This is a genomic window from Paracoccaceae bacterium Fryx2, from assembly GCA_032334235.1.
Classification (GTDB): Bacteria; Pseudomonadota; Alphaproteobacteria; order Rhodobacterales; family Rhodobacteraceae; genus JAVSGI01.
In genome coordinates this window covers 158,391-174,256 of record JAVSGI010000003.1, presented here as the reverse complement: position 1 = coordinate 174,256, position 15,866 = coordinate 158,391, and the positions used below count along the sequence as shown (strand labels likewise).

Here is a 15,866-nt window from a genome sequence, read left to right as displayed (position 1 = left end):
AACTTCAGCTTTGCTCCTTGGGTTTGGGCGCGCGGATGGGAGTTTCCTCGGCCGGGAACCAGGCCCTTGTCCGGTTGGCGAACCACACGAGGCTCAGCATCACCGGCACCTCGACCAGCACGCCCACCACGGTGACCAGCGCCGCGATCGAGTTCAGCCCGAACAGCCCGATGGCCACGGCGACGGCCAGTTCGAAGAAGTTGGACGTTCCGATCATCGCGCAGGGGGCGGCCACGTTATGCGGCACGCGCCAGGCCTTCGCCGCCCAGTATGAAATCGCGAAGATACCGTAGGACTGGATCAGAAGCGGGATCGCGATCATCACGATGACCAGCGGCTGGCTCAGGATCACGGAGCCCTGGAAGCCGAACAGCAGGACGACCGTCGCCAGCAGGCCCGCAACCGAGAACGGTTTCACCCTTGCCGTGAAGGCGCCGACCGCGGCCTCTGCGGCGGCGGGACTCGTGGTTCCCCGCGTCATCAGCATCCGCGTCACGATGCCGGCCGCCAGCGGGATCACGATGTAAAGGCCGACCGACAGGATCAGCGTCGCCCAGGGCACGGTGATGTCGGTGACCCCCAGCAGCAGCGCGACGATCGGCGCATAGGCAAAGACCATGATCGCATCGTTCAGCGACACCTGCGCCAGGGTGTAGTTCGGATCGCCCTTCGTCAGTTGCGACCACACGAACACCATCGCCGTGCAGGGAGCGGCCCCCAGCAGGATCAGGCCCGCGATATACTGGCCGGATGTGCCGGGCTCGATGAGCGGCGCAAAGATCCAGTCGAAGAACAGAACCCCAAGGGCCGCCATGGTGAAGGGCTTGATCAGCCAGTTCACCGTCAGCGTGATGATCAGCCCCTTGGGGCGTTCATGCACCCGCGCGAGCGCGCGGAAATCGACAGCCACCATCATCGGATAGACCATCGCCCAGATCAGCGCGGCGACGACGAAATTGACCGAGCCGTATTCCAGCGACGCCAGAAAGTTCACCAGCCCCGGCGCGATCTGTCCAAGGGCGAGACCGGCGACGATCGCCAGCGCGACCCAGATCGAAAGATAGCGTTCAAATGCAGACATGTGGGTGTCGTCCTCCTGGGTTCAGGCCATCGCGGGCGTGCGGCCGACCAGGGCGCGCAGGCGTTCCGCACCCACCGGGTCTTCGGCCAGCATCGGCACCACGGCATGGCGGGTGGCCAATTTTTCCCGGACCGATGCGATTTCCGGCGCTTCGGTCGCGGCCCGGGCGGCCAGCACCGGATGCGTGGTCCCGGTCGCGGCGAGGCTCGCGTTGATGACCCATGCCCAGGGCGTGATGCCGGCGCGCTTCAGATCCTCCTGAAGGCGGGCCGCTTCCAGAACCGGGGTCACCTCGGGCAGGGTCACGATCAGGATCCTGGTCTTGTCGGGATCTTGCAGCCGCATCATCGGCGTGGTCATGTGGCTGGCATTCTCGCCCGCGTGGCGCAGCACATCGCGGTGGTAAGACCCCGTGGCATCCAGCAGCAGCAGCGTGTGGCCGGTGGGCGCGGTATCCATCACCACGAACTTGCGCCCCGCCTCGCGGATCACCCGGCTGAAGGCCTGGAACACCGCGATCTCCTCGGTGCAGGGCGAGCGCAGGTCTTCCTCCAGCATCGCCCGGCCCTGGGCGTCGAGGCTGGCACCCTTCGTGGCCAGGATATGGTCGCGGTAGGTCTGCGTTTCTGCCTCGGGGTCGATCCGGCTGACGGTCAGGTGCGGCACGTCGCCCGCCAGCGTCTCGGTCAGATGGGCGGCCGGGTCGGTGGTGGTCAGCAACACCTCATGCCCGCGCGCCGCCAGTTCCACCGCCACGGCGGCGGCGATGGTCGTCTTGCCGACGCCGCCCTTGCCCATGGTCATCACCAGCCCGCGGCCTGCGGCTTCGATCCCGTCGACCAGCGCCGAAAGCGGCGGCAGGTCGGCGTCGGCCACGCGAGACACGGCCGCAGCGAGGGTCACGGGCATGTTCATCCGGCGCAGCGCATCAAGGCCCACGAGGTTCTCGGGGCGCAGCGCAAACCGGGTTTGCGGCAGCGCGGCCAGGTGCGCGTCCATGCCGTCCAGCGCCGCACGGTCGCGCGCGATCAGGCTTGCCGCCAGCGCATCGCCCATGTCGTCATCCGGCATCAACCCGTTGATGGCCAGATGCTGGTTGCCGATGCCGATATCCGCCAGTTCGCGGCTGGTGCGCGCAGCCTCGGCCAGCGAACTGACGCGGGGGCGGGCGACAAGGATCAGCCGCGTGCGGGCGGCGTCGGACAGGCTGTCCACCGCGGCGGCATAGCGCGTGCGCTGCTTTTCCAGCCCGGCCAGCGGCCCGAGGCACGAGGCGTCGCCGCCCGTTTCCAGAAAACCGCTCCAGGCGCCGGGCAGCTTCAGCATCCGGATCGTGTGGCCGGTCGGTGCGGTGTCGAAGATGATGTGGTCGTAGGCACCCGTCACCGCGACATCGGTCAGCAGAGCCGTGAACTCGTCGAAGGCGGCAATTTCGGTGGTGCAGGCGCCCGAGAGCTGCTCTTCGATCCCCTTCAGCGCCTTCTCGGGCAAGACACCGCGCATCGGCCCGACGATCCGCTCGCGGTATTCGGCCGCGGCACCCTCGGGGTCGATCTCCAGCGCCTCCAGCCCGGGGACGGCGGCAATCGGGGTCACGTGGTTGCCGATCTCGATCCCGAAGACCTGACCGACGTTCGAGGCCGGGTCGGTGCTGACAAGCAGCACCCGCTTGCCCGCATCGGCGAGGCCGACCGCGGTGGCGCAGGCGAGCGAGGTCTTGCCCACGCCGCCCTTGCCGGTGAGGAAGACGAATCTGGGCAGATCGTTGAACATGGCAATTCCTTTCGCCGCTCGTTGCGGTCAGGCGCATCTGATCGGGCCGGTGCGGTCAGGCGCGGGGCTGCGTCAGCAGCAGTTGCCAGCCCCTTGCGTTTCCGGCCCGGATTTCGCGCCACCACCGCAGCAGCCTGTGGCCGCGGCAGGCTTGTCCTGTGCCGCGCCACAGCATGTTGATGCATCCATGCCGCCGATGCCCGGTTCAGGCGCCGGGAGCCCGACCCAGCCAGCCAGTTCCGCACGCGACGGATACCGCGCTTTCGACACCAGCGCGCCGTCGACCAGGATTGCCGGAAGGTCGTCTCCTTCGGAAGCCTGCATCAGGTCGCGGATGGCGGCGTTCGCGGCGAATTCGGCGGGTTCCTGGCTCAGGTTGATGCGCCGCACGGCTACGCCCTTCGACCGCAGCCAGTCCAGATCGGCGGCGAGATCGACAAGTCGCTGATCGACCTGTGCGCCGCAGATGCCGGTCGAACAGCACATGGGCGGGTCATAGACAGCAAGGTTGGTCATCTGGTGGTCTCCTTTGGAATGCAGCCCTCGGGGGTGTAGCAACAGGCGGCCCCGCCTTCGGTCGGCCGCGTGGCGATGGCTTCGATCAGCGCCCGCATCGGCGTCAGGGCCGAGGGATCGAGCGAATAGCAGATCCGGGGATAGTTAATCGTGCCCGTCACGATACCCGAAGCCTTGAGGATGCGCAGGTGTTCCGAAACGGTCGATTGTGCGAGGCCGACCTCGCCCACGATGTCCCCGCCGATGCAGCCGGGTTTTGACAGTAGGAACGCGATGATCCTGACGCGCGCCGGATGTGCCAGCGCCTTGGCAAGCGACACGATCGACTCCGCCTCGAACGAGGGGGGCAGCGGCACGGCGGTCTGGTCGAGCATCTTGATCGCTCCGTGTATCGTTGATTGCCGATAGATATTGATCGTCCGGCGACGATGCAAGGGAAATCGGTTGATGAAACGGCTATCTTCGTCGAGGTGCCGTGTGGTCTGGTGCCGTCTCGCCGCCATGGAACCAAACCTCCCGCCCGCCGGGCCGGGCGACTGCGCGGTGATCGCTTCACGACATTCCTGGCCGAGGGGGCCGGGGTGGTGATCGTGTTCCAGTCGGTTGTCGAACTGGCCGGTGTGTTGGCCTGCTGTGGTTTCCGCCACGCCACAGCGGCCGGAACACCGTCGGGAGTTGAGGACTTGCAGGCAGGACGGTTTCCCGCAATACCTGCCGATATGACTTTGGAAACCGAACGCCCTCCCGGTCCGCGTCTGCGTATCCGCATCCATTTCAGCGAAGCTGAGATGATGGGGCCGGGCAAGGCCGAACTCCTTGAGCGGATCGCGCGCACCGGGTCCATCGCCGCCGCGGGGCGCGAGATGGGGATGAGCTACAAGCGGGCCTGGATGCTGATCGAGACGCTGAACGCCATGTTCCGCGCGCCGGTGGTCGAAAGCACGCGGGGCGGGCCGGGTGGCGGCGGCGCGGTGCTGACCGGGACGGGGCAGCAGGTTCTGGCGCTTTTCCGTGCATTCGAGGCGCAGGCAGCCACGGCCGGCGCCGGGCCATTGGCGGAAATGCAGGCCCTGATGCGGGATATTCCCGGTGGAAAATAACGGTTGACTCAGGGCGGCGCCCAAGGGGATATTTCCGGCTGACCATATCAGCCGGAGAGCCCCTCGATGATCGACCGCCGCGCCCTTGTCCTCGCCAGCGCGCTGCTGGCCCTGCTGCCGGGCCAGACCGTCCTTGCCCAGGCCAAAGCGCCCGTCATCGCCGCAGCGGCCGACCTGAAGTTCGCCGTCACCGAGATTGCGGCGGCGTTCGAGGCCGAGACCGGCAATAGGGTTGAGGTGACCTTCGGATCGACCGGCAACTTTGCCACGCAGATCCGCGAGGGCGCGCCGTTCCAGATGTATATGGCCGCTGACGAAACCTATGTGGCCGCGCTGGCGGCAGAAGGCCTTACCCGCGACGAGGGCGCCCTTTATGGGCAGGGTCGCATCGTGATGATGGTCCCGCACGGCTCGCCGCTGACGGCGGATGGCACGCTGGAAAGCCTGAAGGCCGCGCTGGAGGCGGGCAGGATCACGCACTTCGCCATCGCAAACCCCGACCATGCCCCATACGGCGTGCGCGCGATGGAGGCTTTGCAGCACAAGGGCATCTGGGAGGCGGTGCAGCCCCGGCTGGTGCTGGGCGAGAATGTCAGCCAGGCCGCGCAATTCGCCACCTCGGGCGATGCGCAGGGCGGCATCATCGCCTATTCGCTGGCCCTGGCGGCGGACGTGTCGAAACTGGGCACCTACGAACTGATCCCGGCAGACTGGCATCAGCCGCTGAACCAGCGCATGGTGCTGCTGAAAAGCGCCGGGCCGGTCGCGGAAGAATTCTACACCTTCGTCAACGCCCCCGCCGCGCGCGAGATCATGAAGAAATACGGCTTCGTTCTGCCGGGTGAGTGAGAATTGGACTGGACATCGCTGTTTCTTTCGCTGCGCCTGGCAGGCTGGACCGTTCTGATCCTGCTGCCGGTCGCGGTCCTTGCCGGCCGCTTCCTGGCCTATCGCAGCTTTGCCGGGAAGGGGTTTGTCGAGGCGCTGGTGATGCTGCCGCTCGTGCTGCCGCCCACGGTGTTCGGCTTTTACCTGCTGGTCAGCTTTGGCGCGCGTTCGCCCATCGGGCAGGCATGGCAGTCGATGTTCGGGCACCAGCTGGTCTTTACCTTCGAGGGGCTGCTGGTTGCTTCGGTGATCTTCAACCTGCCCTTTGCCATCCAGCCCGCGCAGCGGGGATTCGAGGCGATCCCGGTGCAGGTGCGCGAGGCGGCGGCCTGCTGCGGCATGTCGCCCCTGCGGTCGCTGTGGAAGGTGGAACTGCCGCTGGCCTGGCCGGGCCTGATGACGGCGATGGTGCTGACCTTTGCGCATACGCTGGGCGAGTTCGGCATCGTGCTGATGGTGGGCGGGTCGATTCCCGGCCAGACCAAGACCATCGCGATCTCGATCTATGACAAGGTGCAGGGCTTCGACATGGCCGGGGCGGCGCTGATGTCGGCCACGCTGCTGGCGATTTCTCTGGTCACCATCACGCTGACCTTCTGGCTGTCGGCCCGCGTCGGGCGAAGGCTGTCCTGATGGCGCTGGAGGTGATGGCACGGGCCGAGGCGCCCATTCCGCTGAACGTGTCATTCCGGGTGGAGCCGGGGGAACTGCTGGCGCTGGTCGGTCATTCCGGGTCCGGCAAATCGACGCTGCTGCGCACGATTGCGGGGCTCTGGACGCCCGCTTGCGCACGCGTGTCGGTCGGGGGGCAGTCGTGGCTCGACACCGCCAAGGGGCTGGATATCGCACCGCACCGCCGCCATGTCGGCATCGTGTTCCAGAGTTATGCGCTGTTCCCGCACATGACGGCGGCGCAGAACGTGCTGGCTGCGATGGCCGCCCCCGACCGGGCCGAGGCGGCGCGCATCCTCGATCTGGTCAATCTGCACGGGCTGGCAGATCGCAAGCCTGCGCAGCTGTCGGGCGGGCAGCAGCAGCGCGTGGCGCTGGCCCGCGCGCTGGCCCGCAAGCCCGACGTGCTGCTGCTGGACGAGCCCTTTTCGGCGGTGGACCGTGCCACCCGCGAAAAGCTCCATGCCGAGGTCATCGGCCTTCGGTCGCACCTGGCCATGCCGGTGGTGCTGGTCACCCATGACATGAACGAGGCGCAGCTGCTGGCCGACCGGATGCTGGTGATCGACCGGGGCCACAGCCTGCGGGAAGGCACCACGGCGCAGGTGATGGCCGACCCCGAGGCCCTGCGCGCCATGGGCATCCGCGAGGTGGCGGCCCTGCTGCCCGCCGTGATCGCGGGGCCCGAGGACGACGGCCTGACCCGGCTCGACACCGCCGCCGGCCCGATCTTCCTGCCCGGCGTGCAGGGCCCCCCCGGCACCCGGCTGCGGGTGCGGATCATGGCGCATGAGGTCATCCTGTCGCGCGACCGGCCCGTCGGGCTTTCGGCGCAGAACATCCTGCCCGCGCGCGTGACGGCGCTTCAGCAGGGCGACGGCCCCGCCGTCATGGTGCATCTGGCGATGGGCGAAACCGAGATCATCGCCCGCATCACCCGCCGCGCGGCGGCAGAGATGAACCTTGCCCCCGGTGACGCGGTCCATGCCATCCTCAAAGCCATGTCGGTGGCACGCGACCACATCGCTTTGGCTGCACAGCAGGACGCCGTCGGCGGCTGATCCCTTGCCAGCGCACCGCCGCCCGGCCCTCACGGGCGGGCCGGTGTTCGGCAGTGCTGGCGGCCCGAGCGGGCAGGGTGCCCCGAAAATGCGCCAGTCGCGGTCATAATCCGCACCGCTTCGTGCAACACAGGTTGCGGCGAAGTCGCGCCCGGGGCAACCGCGCCTGCTTCTCGACCCGTCTGCCCAGCTGTCTGTCTTTATTGATGTTTATGGTGCTGTGAGAGAGGATTGAACTCTCGACCTCACCCTTACCAAGGGTGTGCTCTACCACTGAGCTACCACAGCGCCGATGCCCTTGCGGTGGGTTTCACCGGGCGTGGCGGCTGATTAGACGCAATCTCTGCGGCGTGCAAGCGCAATCTGGACGCTTTTTCGCGGCTGCGCTACAGAGGGGGCATGAGTGAAACTCCCGAAGACCCGTCCTCCCTCCCCGACGCGCACGACGACGGGCCGGCGCCCGGCAAGGCGGCCGGGGGGCGGGCGCGCGCGGATCGGCTGAAGGCGGCGCTGAAGGTCAACATGGCCCGGCGCAAGGCACAGGCGAAGGCGCGGGCCGCAGGCGAAACCGGGTCCGACGGCAACAAGAAAGACTGAGGCGCAGATGGATTCGATCGTAGTGCGGGGCGGTGGCGCGCTGAATGGGGTGATTCCGATCGCCGGGGCAAAGAATGCCTGCCTGACACTGATGCCCGCCACGCTGCTGAGCGAGGAGCCGCTGACGCTGACGAACGCGCCCCGGCTGTCGGACATCCGCACGATGACGCAGCTTCTGCAGTCGCTGGGCGCCGAGGTCGCCAGCCTGCAGGGCGGTCAGGTGCTGGCCATGTCGAGCCATGCCATCACCAACCACACGGCCGACTACGACATAGTGCGCAAGATGCGGGCGTCGATTCTGGTGCTGGGTCCGATGCTGGCGCGTGACGGACATGCCATCGTCTCGCTGCCCGGCGGCTGTGCCATCGGGGCGCGGCCGGTGGACCTGCACCTGAAGGCGCTGGAGGCGATGGGGGCGGAACTCGATCTGCGCGAGGGCTACATCCATGCCCGCGCCCCCGGCGGGCGGCTGCGCGGCGCGGTGGTGGCGTTTCCCTTCGTCTCGGTCGGGGCGACAGAGAACGCGCTGCTGGCGGCCACGCTGGCCAAGGGCACGACCGTGCTGCAGAACGCGGCGCGCGAACCCGAGATCGTCGATCTGGCGCGCTGCCTGCGCCGGATGGGCGCGCAGGTGGAAGGCGAGGGCACCTCGACCATCACCATCCAGGGGGTGGACCGGCTGAACGGCGCCACCCATCCGGTGGTGACCGACCGGATCGAGCTTGGCACCTACATGCTGGCCCCGGTGATCTGCGGCGGCGAGGTCGAGTGTCTGGGCGGGCGGATCGAACTGGTCGGGGCGTTCTGCGAAAAGCTGGATGCCGCGGGCGTGTCGGTGACGGAAACAGACCGCGGGCTGAAGGTCAGCCGCAAGAACGGCCGCATCCGGGCGGTGGATGTGGTGACCGAACCCTTCCCCGGCTTCCCGACCGACCTGCAGGCGCAGATGATGGCGCTTCTGTGCACCGCCGACGGGGTTTCGGTGCTGGAAGAACGGATCTTCGAGAACCGCTTCATGCACGCGCCGGAACTGATCCGCATGGGGGCGAAGATCGACGTGCATGGCGGCACCGCGACGGTGACCGGGGTGGACAAGCTGCGCGGCGCGCCGGTGATGGCGACCGACCTGCGGGCCAGCGTGTCGCTGATCCTTGCGGGCCTGGCCGCCGAGGGCGAAACCGTGGTCAGCCGGGTCTATCATCTGGACCGGGGGTATGAGCGGGTCGAGGAAAAGCTGCGCGCCTGCGGCGCGCACATCGAGCGGGTGACGGTCTGATGGCGGACGCAAGGTTTGAGGACGGCGCCGAAAAGCCGCTCTATCTGGGGGCGATGGATGCCGCCGACCTGGAGGTGATCTCGACGCTGGTGCAGGACGCGGTGTTTCCCGTCACCGAGATGCGCTTTGACCGCAATCGGCGGCGCTTTGCGCTGCTGGTCAACCGTTTCCGCTGGGAAGACCGAGCGGCGGCCGACCGGGCCGGGCGCGGCTATGAACGGGTGCAGGCGGTGCTGGCCTTTGAAGCCGTGCTGGCGGTGCGCACCCAGTGCATCTCGCGCGGGGAGCGCGACCTTGTGCTGTCGCTGCTGGCGATCCGGTTCGAGCCGGGGGCAGAGGGGGCCGGGCGGGTGGTGCTGGTACTGGCAGGCGACGGCGCCCTCGCGCTGGAGGTCGAGGCGCTGGACGTGACGCTGAAGGACGTGACGCGGCCCTACCTTGCGCCCTCGCACCGCGCGCCCGGGCATGACGGCTGAACGCGGGATTTTTCGTAGAAAAATCGGGGCGATGGCTGCGGGTGCGGGAAAAGCGGGCGGCCATCCGGCGCCGGACCGGTGCGCGCCCTTGCGGCGGTGCGGCGCTTGAGGCGCGGGCCCGGGCGCGCTATGGGAGGCGCAAAGGAGTATCCGCCATGCCCCGATTTCTGAACAGCGCCGACGTCGGCTTCCCGGCCGCCTTTGCCGCCCTGCTGGGCATGAAGCGCGAGGATGCGCCCGATGTCGATGACGCGGTGGCCGCGATCATTGCCGACGTGCGGGCGCGCGGCGATCAGGCCGTCATCGAGCTGACCGCGCGCTTCGACCGGCTGACCCTGACGCCCGCGACCCTCGCCTTCTCGGCTGCCGAAATCGCGGCCGAGGTGGCAAAGGTGTCGCCCGAGGACCGCGCGGCGCTGGAACTGGCGGCCGAGCGCATCCGCGCCTATCACGCGCGCCAGATGCCGGAAGACCAGCGGTGGGAGGATGCGGCGGGCGCCTCGCTCGGCTGGCGCTGGGGGCCGGTCTCGGCGGCGGGGCTCTATGTGCCGGGGGGGCTCGCCTCCTATCCGTCGTCGGTCCTGATGAACGCCATTCCGGCACGGGTGGCGGGGGTGGAACGGCTGGTGATCGCCTGCCCGACGCCGGGCGGCGCGGTCAACCCGCTGGTGCTGCTGGCCGCGCAGATTTCCGGGGTCGACACGGTCTATCGCATCGGCGGGGCGCAGGCGATTGCGGCGCTGGCCTATGGCACCGAAACCATCACGGCGGTCGACAAGATCACCGGGCCGGGCAATGCCTATGTCGCGGCCGCCAAGCGGCGGGTGTTCGGCAAGGTGGGCATCGACATGATTGCCGGGCCCTCCGAGATTCTGGTGATCGCCGACCGCGACAACGACCCGGACTGGATCGCGCTCGACCTGCTGAGCCAGGCCGAGCATGACGAAAGCGCCCAGTCGATCCTGGTCACCGACGATGCCGCCTTCGGGCAGGCGGTGGCCGCGGCGGTGGACCTGCGGCTGCAAACGCTGGAGCGGCGGGCGATTGCCGCGGCCTCGTGGCGCGACTTCGGCGCGGTGATCGTGGTGCGCGATCTGGACGAGGCGGCGGCGCTGTCGAACCGCGTCGCCCCCGAACATCTGGAGCTTTGCGTTGCCGACCCCGAGGCGCTGGCGGAAAAGATCACCCATGCCGGGGCGATCTTTCTGGGGGCATGGACGCCGGAGGCGATTGGCGATTATGTGGGCGGGCCGAACCATGTGCTGCCAACGGCGCGGTCGGCGCGGTTTTCAAGCGGGTTGTCGGTGATGGATTTTCTCAAGCGAACCACGATCGCGCGCATGACCCCGGCGGCGCTGGCCGCCATCGGGCCTGCGGCGGAACGGCTGGCGGTTTCGGAAGGGTTGCAGGCGCACGGGCTTTCGGTGCGCGCCCGGCTTGACCGGCTGAACGGGGGGCAGGGATGAGCAACCGCATCTGCCACATCGAGATCGACGAGCGCGGTCTGGCCGCGCCCACGCCCGAGATCGAGCAGGAACGCAAGGTCGCGATCTTCGACCTGCTGGAGGAAAACAGCTTCGCCATGCCGCTGCGCGACGACCGCGCCATCCCGCCCGGCCCCTACCGGCTGGGGCTGGCGATCCGCGAGGGGCGGCTGGTGTTCGACATCGCGACGGAGGGCACGGAAAAGGTGGGCGAGTTCCACCTGTCGCTCGGCCCCTTCCGGCAGGTTGTGAAAGACTACTACCAGATCTGCGAAAGCTACTTCGAGGCGGTCAAGCGCCTGCCGCCCAGCCAGATCGAGGCGATCGACATGGCGCGGCGCGGCATCCACAACGAGGGCGCGCGCGTGTTGCAGGAACGGCTGGACGGCAAGGCCGATGTCGACATCGACACGGCACGGCGGCTGTTCACGCTGATCTGCGTGCTGCACTGGGGGTAGGGGTGACGGACCGTTTGCCCCAGTCGGTGCTGTTCTGCTGCGACCACAACGCGGTGCGTTCCCCCATGGCCGAGGGCCTGATGAAGCGGCTCTACGGCCAGAAGGTCTATGTCCAGTCGGCGGGCGTGACCAACGGCATGGAGATCGACGGCTTTTCCATCGCCGTCTGCAAGGAGCTGGGAATCGAGCTGTCGCGCCACCAGTCGCGCAGCTTCGACGAGATGCAGGAACTTGGCGACGACCTGACGGGCTACGACCTGATCATTGCGCTGTCGCCCGCCAGCCAGCGTCAGGCGCTGGATCTGACACGGCTGTTTCATCTCGACGTGGAATACTGGCCGATCCTCGACCCCACCGCCATCGGCGAGGGGCGCGAGGCCAAGCTGGCCGCCTATCGCAAGGCGCGCGACCAGATACGGGACAGGATGCTGGCGCGCTTCGGCCCGCCGCTGCAAGGAGAACAGCATGGGACGTGACGTGATCGAGCGCTATTATGCGGCGTTCAACGCAGGCGATGGCGCGGCCATGCTGGCCTGCGTGACCGACGATGTGGAACACCGGGTCAACGAAGGCGGCATCCGGCGCGGCAACGCGCTGTTTGCCGAATTCTGCGGCCACATGGGCGTCAGTTACCGCGAGCAGCTGCACGATCTGGTGGTGTTCGTGAACGACGACGCCACGCGCGGGGCGGCGGAATTCGTGGTGCATGGCGCCTATCTGCAAACCGACCCGGGGCTGCCGGAGGCGCGGGGCCAGAGTTACATCCTGCCAGCGGGGGCGTTCTTCGACCTGCGCGACGGCCGGATTTCGCGGGTGACGACCTTCTACAACCTGGCCGACTGGCTGCGGCAGATTTCGTGATCACGCTGCGCAGCCTGTCCGGGGCCGATCTGGATGCGGCGCTGGACGATGTGGCGCGGCTGCGCATCACGATATTCCGCGACTGGCCCTACCTCTACGAAGGCTCGATGGAGTATGAGCGCAGCTACCTTGGGTGGTATCGCGCCAGCCCCGGCGCGCTGCTGGTGGGGGCTTTCGACGGTGACACGCTGGTGGGGGCCGCGACCGGCACCCCGATGGAAGACCACGCGAACGACTTCGCCGCCGCCTTTGCCCATACCGGCCTGGCGCTGAGCGACATCTTCTATTGCGCCGAATCGGTGCTGCTTCCGGCCTATCGCGGACAGGGGCTCGGGCACCGCTTCTTCGACGCGCGCGAGGCCCATGCCCGGTCGCTGGGGCGGCCCCATGCCGCCTTCTGTTCGGTGATCCGGCCCGACGATCATCCGGCGCGCCCGGCGGGTGCGCGCAGCCACGAGGCCTTCTGGCGCAAGCGCGGATACCGGCCGCTGCCCGGCGTGGTGGCCGATTTCGGCTGGCGCGACGTGGGCGATACGTGCGACAGCCGCAAGCCGCTGCAATTCTGGATGCGCAGCCTGTAAGGAGCCTGCGATGAAGATTGCCGCCGCCGCCTATCCGCTGGACTGGTTCGACGACTGGGCCGGATACGAGGCCAAGCTTTCCGCCTGGGTCGCCGATGCGGCGGGGCAGGGGGCCGACCTGCTGGTGTTCCCCGAATACGGCGCGATGGAACTGGCAAGCCTTGGCGGCGCCGCCGTGGCTGCCGATCTGGAACCGGCGCTGCGCGAGGTGGCCTCGCACCGCCCGGCGTCGGATGCGCTGCATCTGGCGCTGGCGCGGGCGCATGGCGTGCATATCCTTGGCGCCTCGGGTCCGGTGTTCACGGGCGCGCGGCCGGTGAACCGTGCCACGCTCTTTGCCCCCGGCGGCATCGTCGGGCATCAGGACAAGCTGATCATGACCCGGTTCGAGCGCGAAACCTGGGATGTGGTGCCGGGGCAGGGGCTGACCCTGTTCGACACCGCGCTGGGCCGGATCGGCGTGGTGATCTGCTATGACAGCGAGTTTCCGCTGCTGGCGCGCCGTCTGGCCGAGGCGGGGGCCGAGATTCTGTTGGCGCCTTCCTGCACCGACGGGATGGCCGGGTTCAGCCGCGTCCGGGTCGGCTGCATGGCGCGGGCGCTGGAGAACCAGTGCGTCGTTGTCCATGCGCCCACGGTCGGTGACTGCGCCTTCTGCCCGCCGGTGGATGGCAATGTCGGCGCGGCCTCGATCTACGGCCCGCCCGACCGGGGCTGGGCCGATACCGGAATTCTGGCGGAAGGCGCGATCAACGCCCCGGGCTGGGTGCTGGCCGAGATCAGCCGCACGGCAATTGCCGAGGTGCGCGCCGACGGCGGGGTTCTGAACCTCGCGCACTGGCCGGAGCAGGACGACGGGCGGGCATTCGACGTGACCCGGGCGGGGCCTGCATTTTTCGCTTGAAAAACGGCGAAACCGGGCGCATCTACGCCCCGTGCCTGCGCTGGACGCGGGCCATACCTTATTGGAGAGACCATGGCCAAGGAAGATACGCTCGAATTCCCCGGTGTCGTGAAGGAACTCCTGCCGAACGCGACATTCAAGGTCGAGCTGGACAATGGCCATGAACTGATCGCGACGATGGCAGGCAAGATGCGCAAGAACCGCATCCGCGTTCTGGCAGGCGACAAGGTGCAGGTGGAAATGACCCCCTACGACCTGTCGAAAGGCCGCATCAACTATCGCTTCAAGTGATCGCATCGCGGTCATCCCGGGCCGGTTTGCGCCGGTCGCTGCCATGCGGCTGATCCTCGGTTCCGCCAGCCCACGCAGGCTGGACTTGCTGGCGCAGTTGGGCGTGGTGCCCGACGCCGTGCTTCCCCCCCATATTGACGAAGACCCGCGCCGCGCCGAACTGCCGCGCCCCTATTGCGCGCGCATCGCCCGCGAAAAGGTGCTGGCGGTGGAGGCCGGGCCTGACGACATCGTGCTCTGTGCCGACACCACGGTGGCGCTGGGTCGTCGCATCCTCGGCAAGCCCGCCGATGCCGGGCAGGCCGCGGCCTTTCTGGTGGCACTGGGCGGGCGGCGGCATGACGTGATCACGGCTGTGGCCGTGCGGCGGGGCGAGAAGGTCTGGACGCGCGAGGTCGTGACCACGGTCAAGATGAAGCGCCTGTCCGACATCGAGCTGAACGCCTATCTGCAAAGCGGCGAATGGCAGGGCAAGGCCGGAGGATATGCCATCCAAGGCCTGGCCGGGGCTTTCATCCCGTGGATTTCCGGCTCTTTCACCGGCGTCGTGGGCCTGCCCGTCGCCGAAACCGCCACCCTTCTGGCATCCGCCGGATACCCGCTTTACCGGAGGGCCGCATGAAGGGCCGCGTCGTTGCACTCGATACAATGAAGGGCCGCCCCGCCGCCGCGCTGATCGTCGATGGCCAGCTTGAGGATTTCCTGATCGACCCCGATGGCGATGCGCCGGTGCCGGGGGCGATCTACCGCGTGGTGATCGACCGGCAGATGAAGGGCCAGGGCGGTGTGTTCGTCAAGCTGCCCGAAGGCAGCGGCTTCCTGCGCCAGGCCTCGGGCCTTGCCCCCGGCCAGCGCGTGCTGGTGCAGGTGACGGGCACGCCCGAACCCGGCAAGGCCGTGCCGGTGACCACCCGCCTGCTGTTCAAGAGCCGCCTCGCCATCATCACGCCCGGCGCGCCCGGCCGCAACATCTCGCGCCGCATCCATGACGAGGATCTGCGCGACGAGCTTGACGCGCTGGCGGCCGAGGGCATGGCGGGCGCGGCCGAGGATCTGGGGCTGATCCTGCGGTCGGCCTGTGCGCTTGCCGATGCGGAGGAGATTGCCGACGACATCCGCGCCATGCGCGATCTGGCCGAGGCGGTGCTGGCCGACCTCGACGGCGGGCCGGAACTGCTGGTCGATGGCCCCGGCGCACAGGAAATCGCCTGGCGCGACTGGTCCGACCCGGCGCCCGACGAGGTGGCCGACGGGGCAGGGGCCTTCGCCGCGCAGGGCGTGGCCGAGATGGTGGACCTGCTGCTGACGCCGCAGGTGCCGCTGCCCGGCGGCGGCCACATGATGATCGAGCCGACCCGCGCGCTGGTCGCGGTGGATGTGAACACCGGCCCCGACACCTCGCCCGCGGCCGGCATGAAGGCCAATGTCGCCGCCGCCCGCGACCTGCCGCGCCAGTTGCGGCTTCGGGGCCTCGGCGGCCAGGTGGTGGTCGATTTCGCGCCGATGCCGAAGAAAGACCGCGCCACGCTGGAACAGGTGTTGCGCGCCGCCTTCCGCGGCGAATCGGCGGAAACCAGTCTGGCGGGCTGGACGCCGCTCGGGCTTTATGAACTGGTGCGCAAGCGAGACCGCATGGCCCTGACCGAGGCGCTGACATCGCCATGAGCTGCCCGATCTGCGCCCGCACCTCCGACCCGAAGTACCGCCCCTTCTGCTCGCGCCGCTGTGCCGACGTGGACCTCGGGCGCTGGCTGACCGGGCGCTACGTGATCCCGGCCGAAGACCCCGACGACCCGCCCCCCGCCCCCGACGCCCCCCCGCAACAGTAACCCGCCCCGTCCCGCATT

At 68.4% G+C, this 15,866-nt stretch carries 21 protein-coding genes and 1 tRNA gene; 17 read left to right on the top strand and 5 right to left on the bottom strand.

The genetic code is table 11. The annotated features are described in order from the left end of the window. Positions 1–4: 4 nt before the first annotated feature. The 4 genes from arsB to RNZ50_01730 all read right to left on the bottom strand — a co-directional run bounded on the left by arsB (position 5) and on the right by RNZ50_01730 (position 3,744). The gene (gene arsB, locus RNZ50_01745) at positions 5–1,081 is read right to left on the bottom strand and encodes an ACR3 family arsenite efflux transporter (GenBank protein MDT8853774.1); all 1,077 of its coding nucleotides are present in this window, start codon (positions 1,079–1,081) and stop codon (positions 5–7) included. 21 nt (positions 1,082–1,102) lie between these two features. After that, a complete protein-coding gene (gene arsA / locus RNZ50_01740; protein ID MDT8853773.1) occupies positions 1,103–2,854 on the bottom strand; it encodes an arsenical pump-driving ATPase in 1,752 nt (583 codons plus the stop codon). A gap of 72 nt (positions 2,855–2,926) precedes the next feature. Then, on the bottom strand, positions 2,927–3,370 hold the full coding sequence (gene arsD / locus RNZ50_01735; GenBank protein ID MDT8853772.1) for an arsenite efflux transporter metallochaperone ArsD: 444 nt from the start codon (positions 3,368–3,370) through the stop codon (positions 2,927–2,929). Then, complete coding sequence (locus RNZ50_01730) at positions 3,367–3,744, bottom strand: metalloregulator ArsR/SmtB family transcription factor (GenBank protein ID MDT8853771.1); 378 nt, start codon at positions 3,742–3,744, stop codon at positions 3,367–3,369. Before RNZ50_01730 ends, arsD begins: the two co-directional genes overlap by 4 nt. Before the next feature lie 207 nt (positions 3,745–3,951). Here RNZ50_01730 and RNZ50_01725 point away from each other — a divergent pair, with 207 nt between their 5' ends. The 4 genes from RNZ50_01725 to modC all read left to right on the top strand — a co-directional run bounded on the left by RNZ50_01725 (position 3,952) and on the right by modC (position 7,091). Further along, positions 3,952–4,470: a LysR family transcriptional regulator gene (locus RNZ50_01725; protein MDT8853770.1), complete on the top strand. Its 519-nt coding sequence runs from the start codon at positions 3,952–3,954 to the stop codon at positions 4,468–4,470. A gap of 66 nt (positions 4,471–4,536) precedes the next feature. Beyond that, positions 4,537–5,319: a molybdate ABC transporter substrate-binding protein gene (gene modA / locus RNZ50_01720; protein MDT8853769.1), complete on the top strand. Its 783-nt coding sequence runs from the start codon at positions 4,537–4,539 to the stop codon at positions 5,317–5,319. 3 nt (positions 5,320–5,322) lie between these two features. Continuing rightward, a complete protein-coding gene (modB, locus tag RNZ50_01715; protein MDT8853768.1) occupies positions 5,323–5,991 on the top strand; it encodes a molybdate ABC transporter permease subunit in 669 nt (222 codons plus the stop codon). Next, positions 5,991–7,091: a molybdenum ABC transporter ATP-binding protein gene (gene modC, locus RNZ50_01710; GenBank protein MDT8853767.1), complete on the top strand. Its 1,101-nt coding sequence runs from the start codon at positions 5,991–5,993 to the stop codon at positions 7,089–7,091. Before modB ends, modC begins: the two co-directional genes overlap by 1 nt. Before the next feature lie 213 nt (positions 7,092–7,304). Here the strand turns inward: modC and RNZ50_01705 are convergent. Beyond that, a tRNA-Thr gene (locus RNZ50_01705) sits at positions 7,305–7,379 on the bottom strand. Between the two features lie 111 nt (positions 7,380–7,490). On the opposite strand from RNZ50_01705, the gene RNZ50_01700 reads away from it, so the two are divergent. The 13 genes from RNZ50_01700 to yacG all read left to right on the top strand — a co-directional run bounded on the left by RNZ50_01700 (position 7,491) and on the right by yacG (position 15,848). Next, positions 7,491–7,688: a hypothetical protein gene (locus RNZ50_01700; GenBank protein MDT8853766.1), complete on the top strand. Its 198-nt coding sequence runs from the start codon at positions 7,491–7,493 to the stop codon at positions 7,686–7,688. A gap of 7 nt (positions 7,689–7,695) precedes the next feature. After that, on the top strand, positions 7,696–8,964 hold the full coding sequence (gene murA, locus RNZ50_01695; GenBank protein ID MDT8853765.1) for a UDP-N-acetylglucosamine 1-carboxyvinyltransferase: 1,269 nt from the start codon (positions 7,696–7,698) through the stop codon (positions 8,962–8,964). Further along, on the top strand, positions 8,964–9,440 hold the full coding sequence (locus RNZ50_01690; protein ID MDT8853764.1) for a DUF2948 family protein: 477 nt from the start codon (positions 8,964–8,966) through the stop codon (positions 9,438–9,440). The genes murA and RNZ50_01690 overlap by 1 nt, the downstream gene beginning before the upstream one ends. Before the next feature lie 155 nt (positions 9,441–9,595). Continuing rightward, positions 9,596–10,906 (top strand): histidinol dehydrogenase, encoded by a 1,311-nt coding sequence (hisD, locus tag RNZ50_01685; GenBank protein ID MDT8853763.1) that lies wholly within the window; start codon positions 9,596–9,598, stop codon positions 10,904–10,906. Further along, positions 10,903–11,382 carry a UPF0262 family protein gene (locus tag RNZ50_01680; GenBank protein ID MDT8853762.1) on the top strand — a complete coding sequence of 160 codons (480 nt, stop codon included), beginning with the start codon at positions 10,903–10,905 and terminating at the stop codon, positions 11,380–11,382. Before hisD ends, RNZ50_01680 begins: the two co-directional genes overlap by 4 nt. A 2-nt stretch (positions 11,383–11,384) precedes the next feature. Next, a complete protein-coding gene (locus RNZ50_01675; GenBank protein ID MDT8853761.1) occupies positions 11,385–11,858 on the top strand; it encodes a low molecular weight phosphatase family protein in 474 nt (157 codons plus the stop codon). Then, positions 11,848–12,243 (top strand): ketosteroid isomerase-related protein, encoded by a 396-nt coding sequence (locus RNZ50_01670; protein MDT8853760.1) that lies wholly within the window; start codon positions 11,848–11,850, stop codon positions 12,241–12,243. The genes RNZ50_01675 and RNZ50_01670 overlap by 11 nt, the downstream gene beginning before the upstream one ends. Then, the gene (locus tag RNZ50_01665) at positions 12,243–12,824 is read left to right on the top strand and encodes a GNAT family N-acetyltransferase (GenBank protein MDT8853759.1); all 582 of its coding nucleotides are present in this window, start codon (positions 12,243–12,245) and stop codon (positions 12,822–12,824) included. The genes RNZ50_01670 and RNZ50_01665 overlap by 1 nt, the downstream gene beginning before the upstream one ends. Positions 12,825–12,834: 10 nt before the next feature. After that, positions 12,835–13,728, top strand: a complete 894-nt coding sequence (locus tag RNZ50_01660) for a carbon-nitrogen hydrolase family protein (GenBank protein MDT8853758.1) — start codon at positions 12,835–12,837, stop codon at positions 13,726–13,728. Between the two features lie 72 nt (positions 13,729–13,800). After that, positions 13,801–14,019: a translation initiation factor IF-1 gene (gene infA, locus RNZ50_01655; protein MDT8853757.1), complete on the top strand. Its 219-nt coding sequence runs from the start codon at positions 13,801–13,803 to the stop codon at positions 14,017–14,019. A 43-nt stretch (positions 14,020–14,062) separates the two neighbouring features. Continuing rightward, complete coding sequence (locus RNZ50_01650) at positions 14,063–14,641, top strand: Maf family protein (protein ID MDT8853756.1); 579 nt, start codon at positions 14,063–14,065, stop codon at positions 14,639–14,641. Next, complete coding sequence (locus RNZ50_01645) at positions 14,638–15,684, top strand: ribonuclease E/G (protein MDT8853755.1); 1,047 nt, start codon at positions 14,638–14,640, stop codon at positions 15,682–15,684. The genes RNZ50_01650 and RNZ50_01645 overlap by 4 nt, the downstream gene beginning before the upstream one ends. After that, complete coding sequence (gene yacG, locus RNZ50_01640; GenBank protein ID MDT8853754.1) at positions 15,681–15,848, top strand: DNA gyrase inhibitor YacG; 168 nt, start codon at positions 15,681–15,683, stop codon at positions 15,846–15,848. The genes RNZ50_01645 and yacG overlap by 4 nt, the downstream gene beginning before the upstream one ends. The last annotated feature ends 18 nt before the right edge of the window (positions 15,849–15,866 follow it).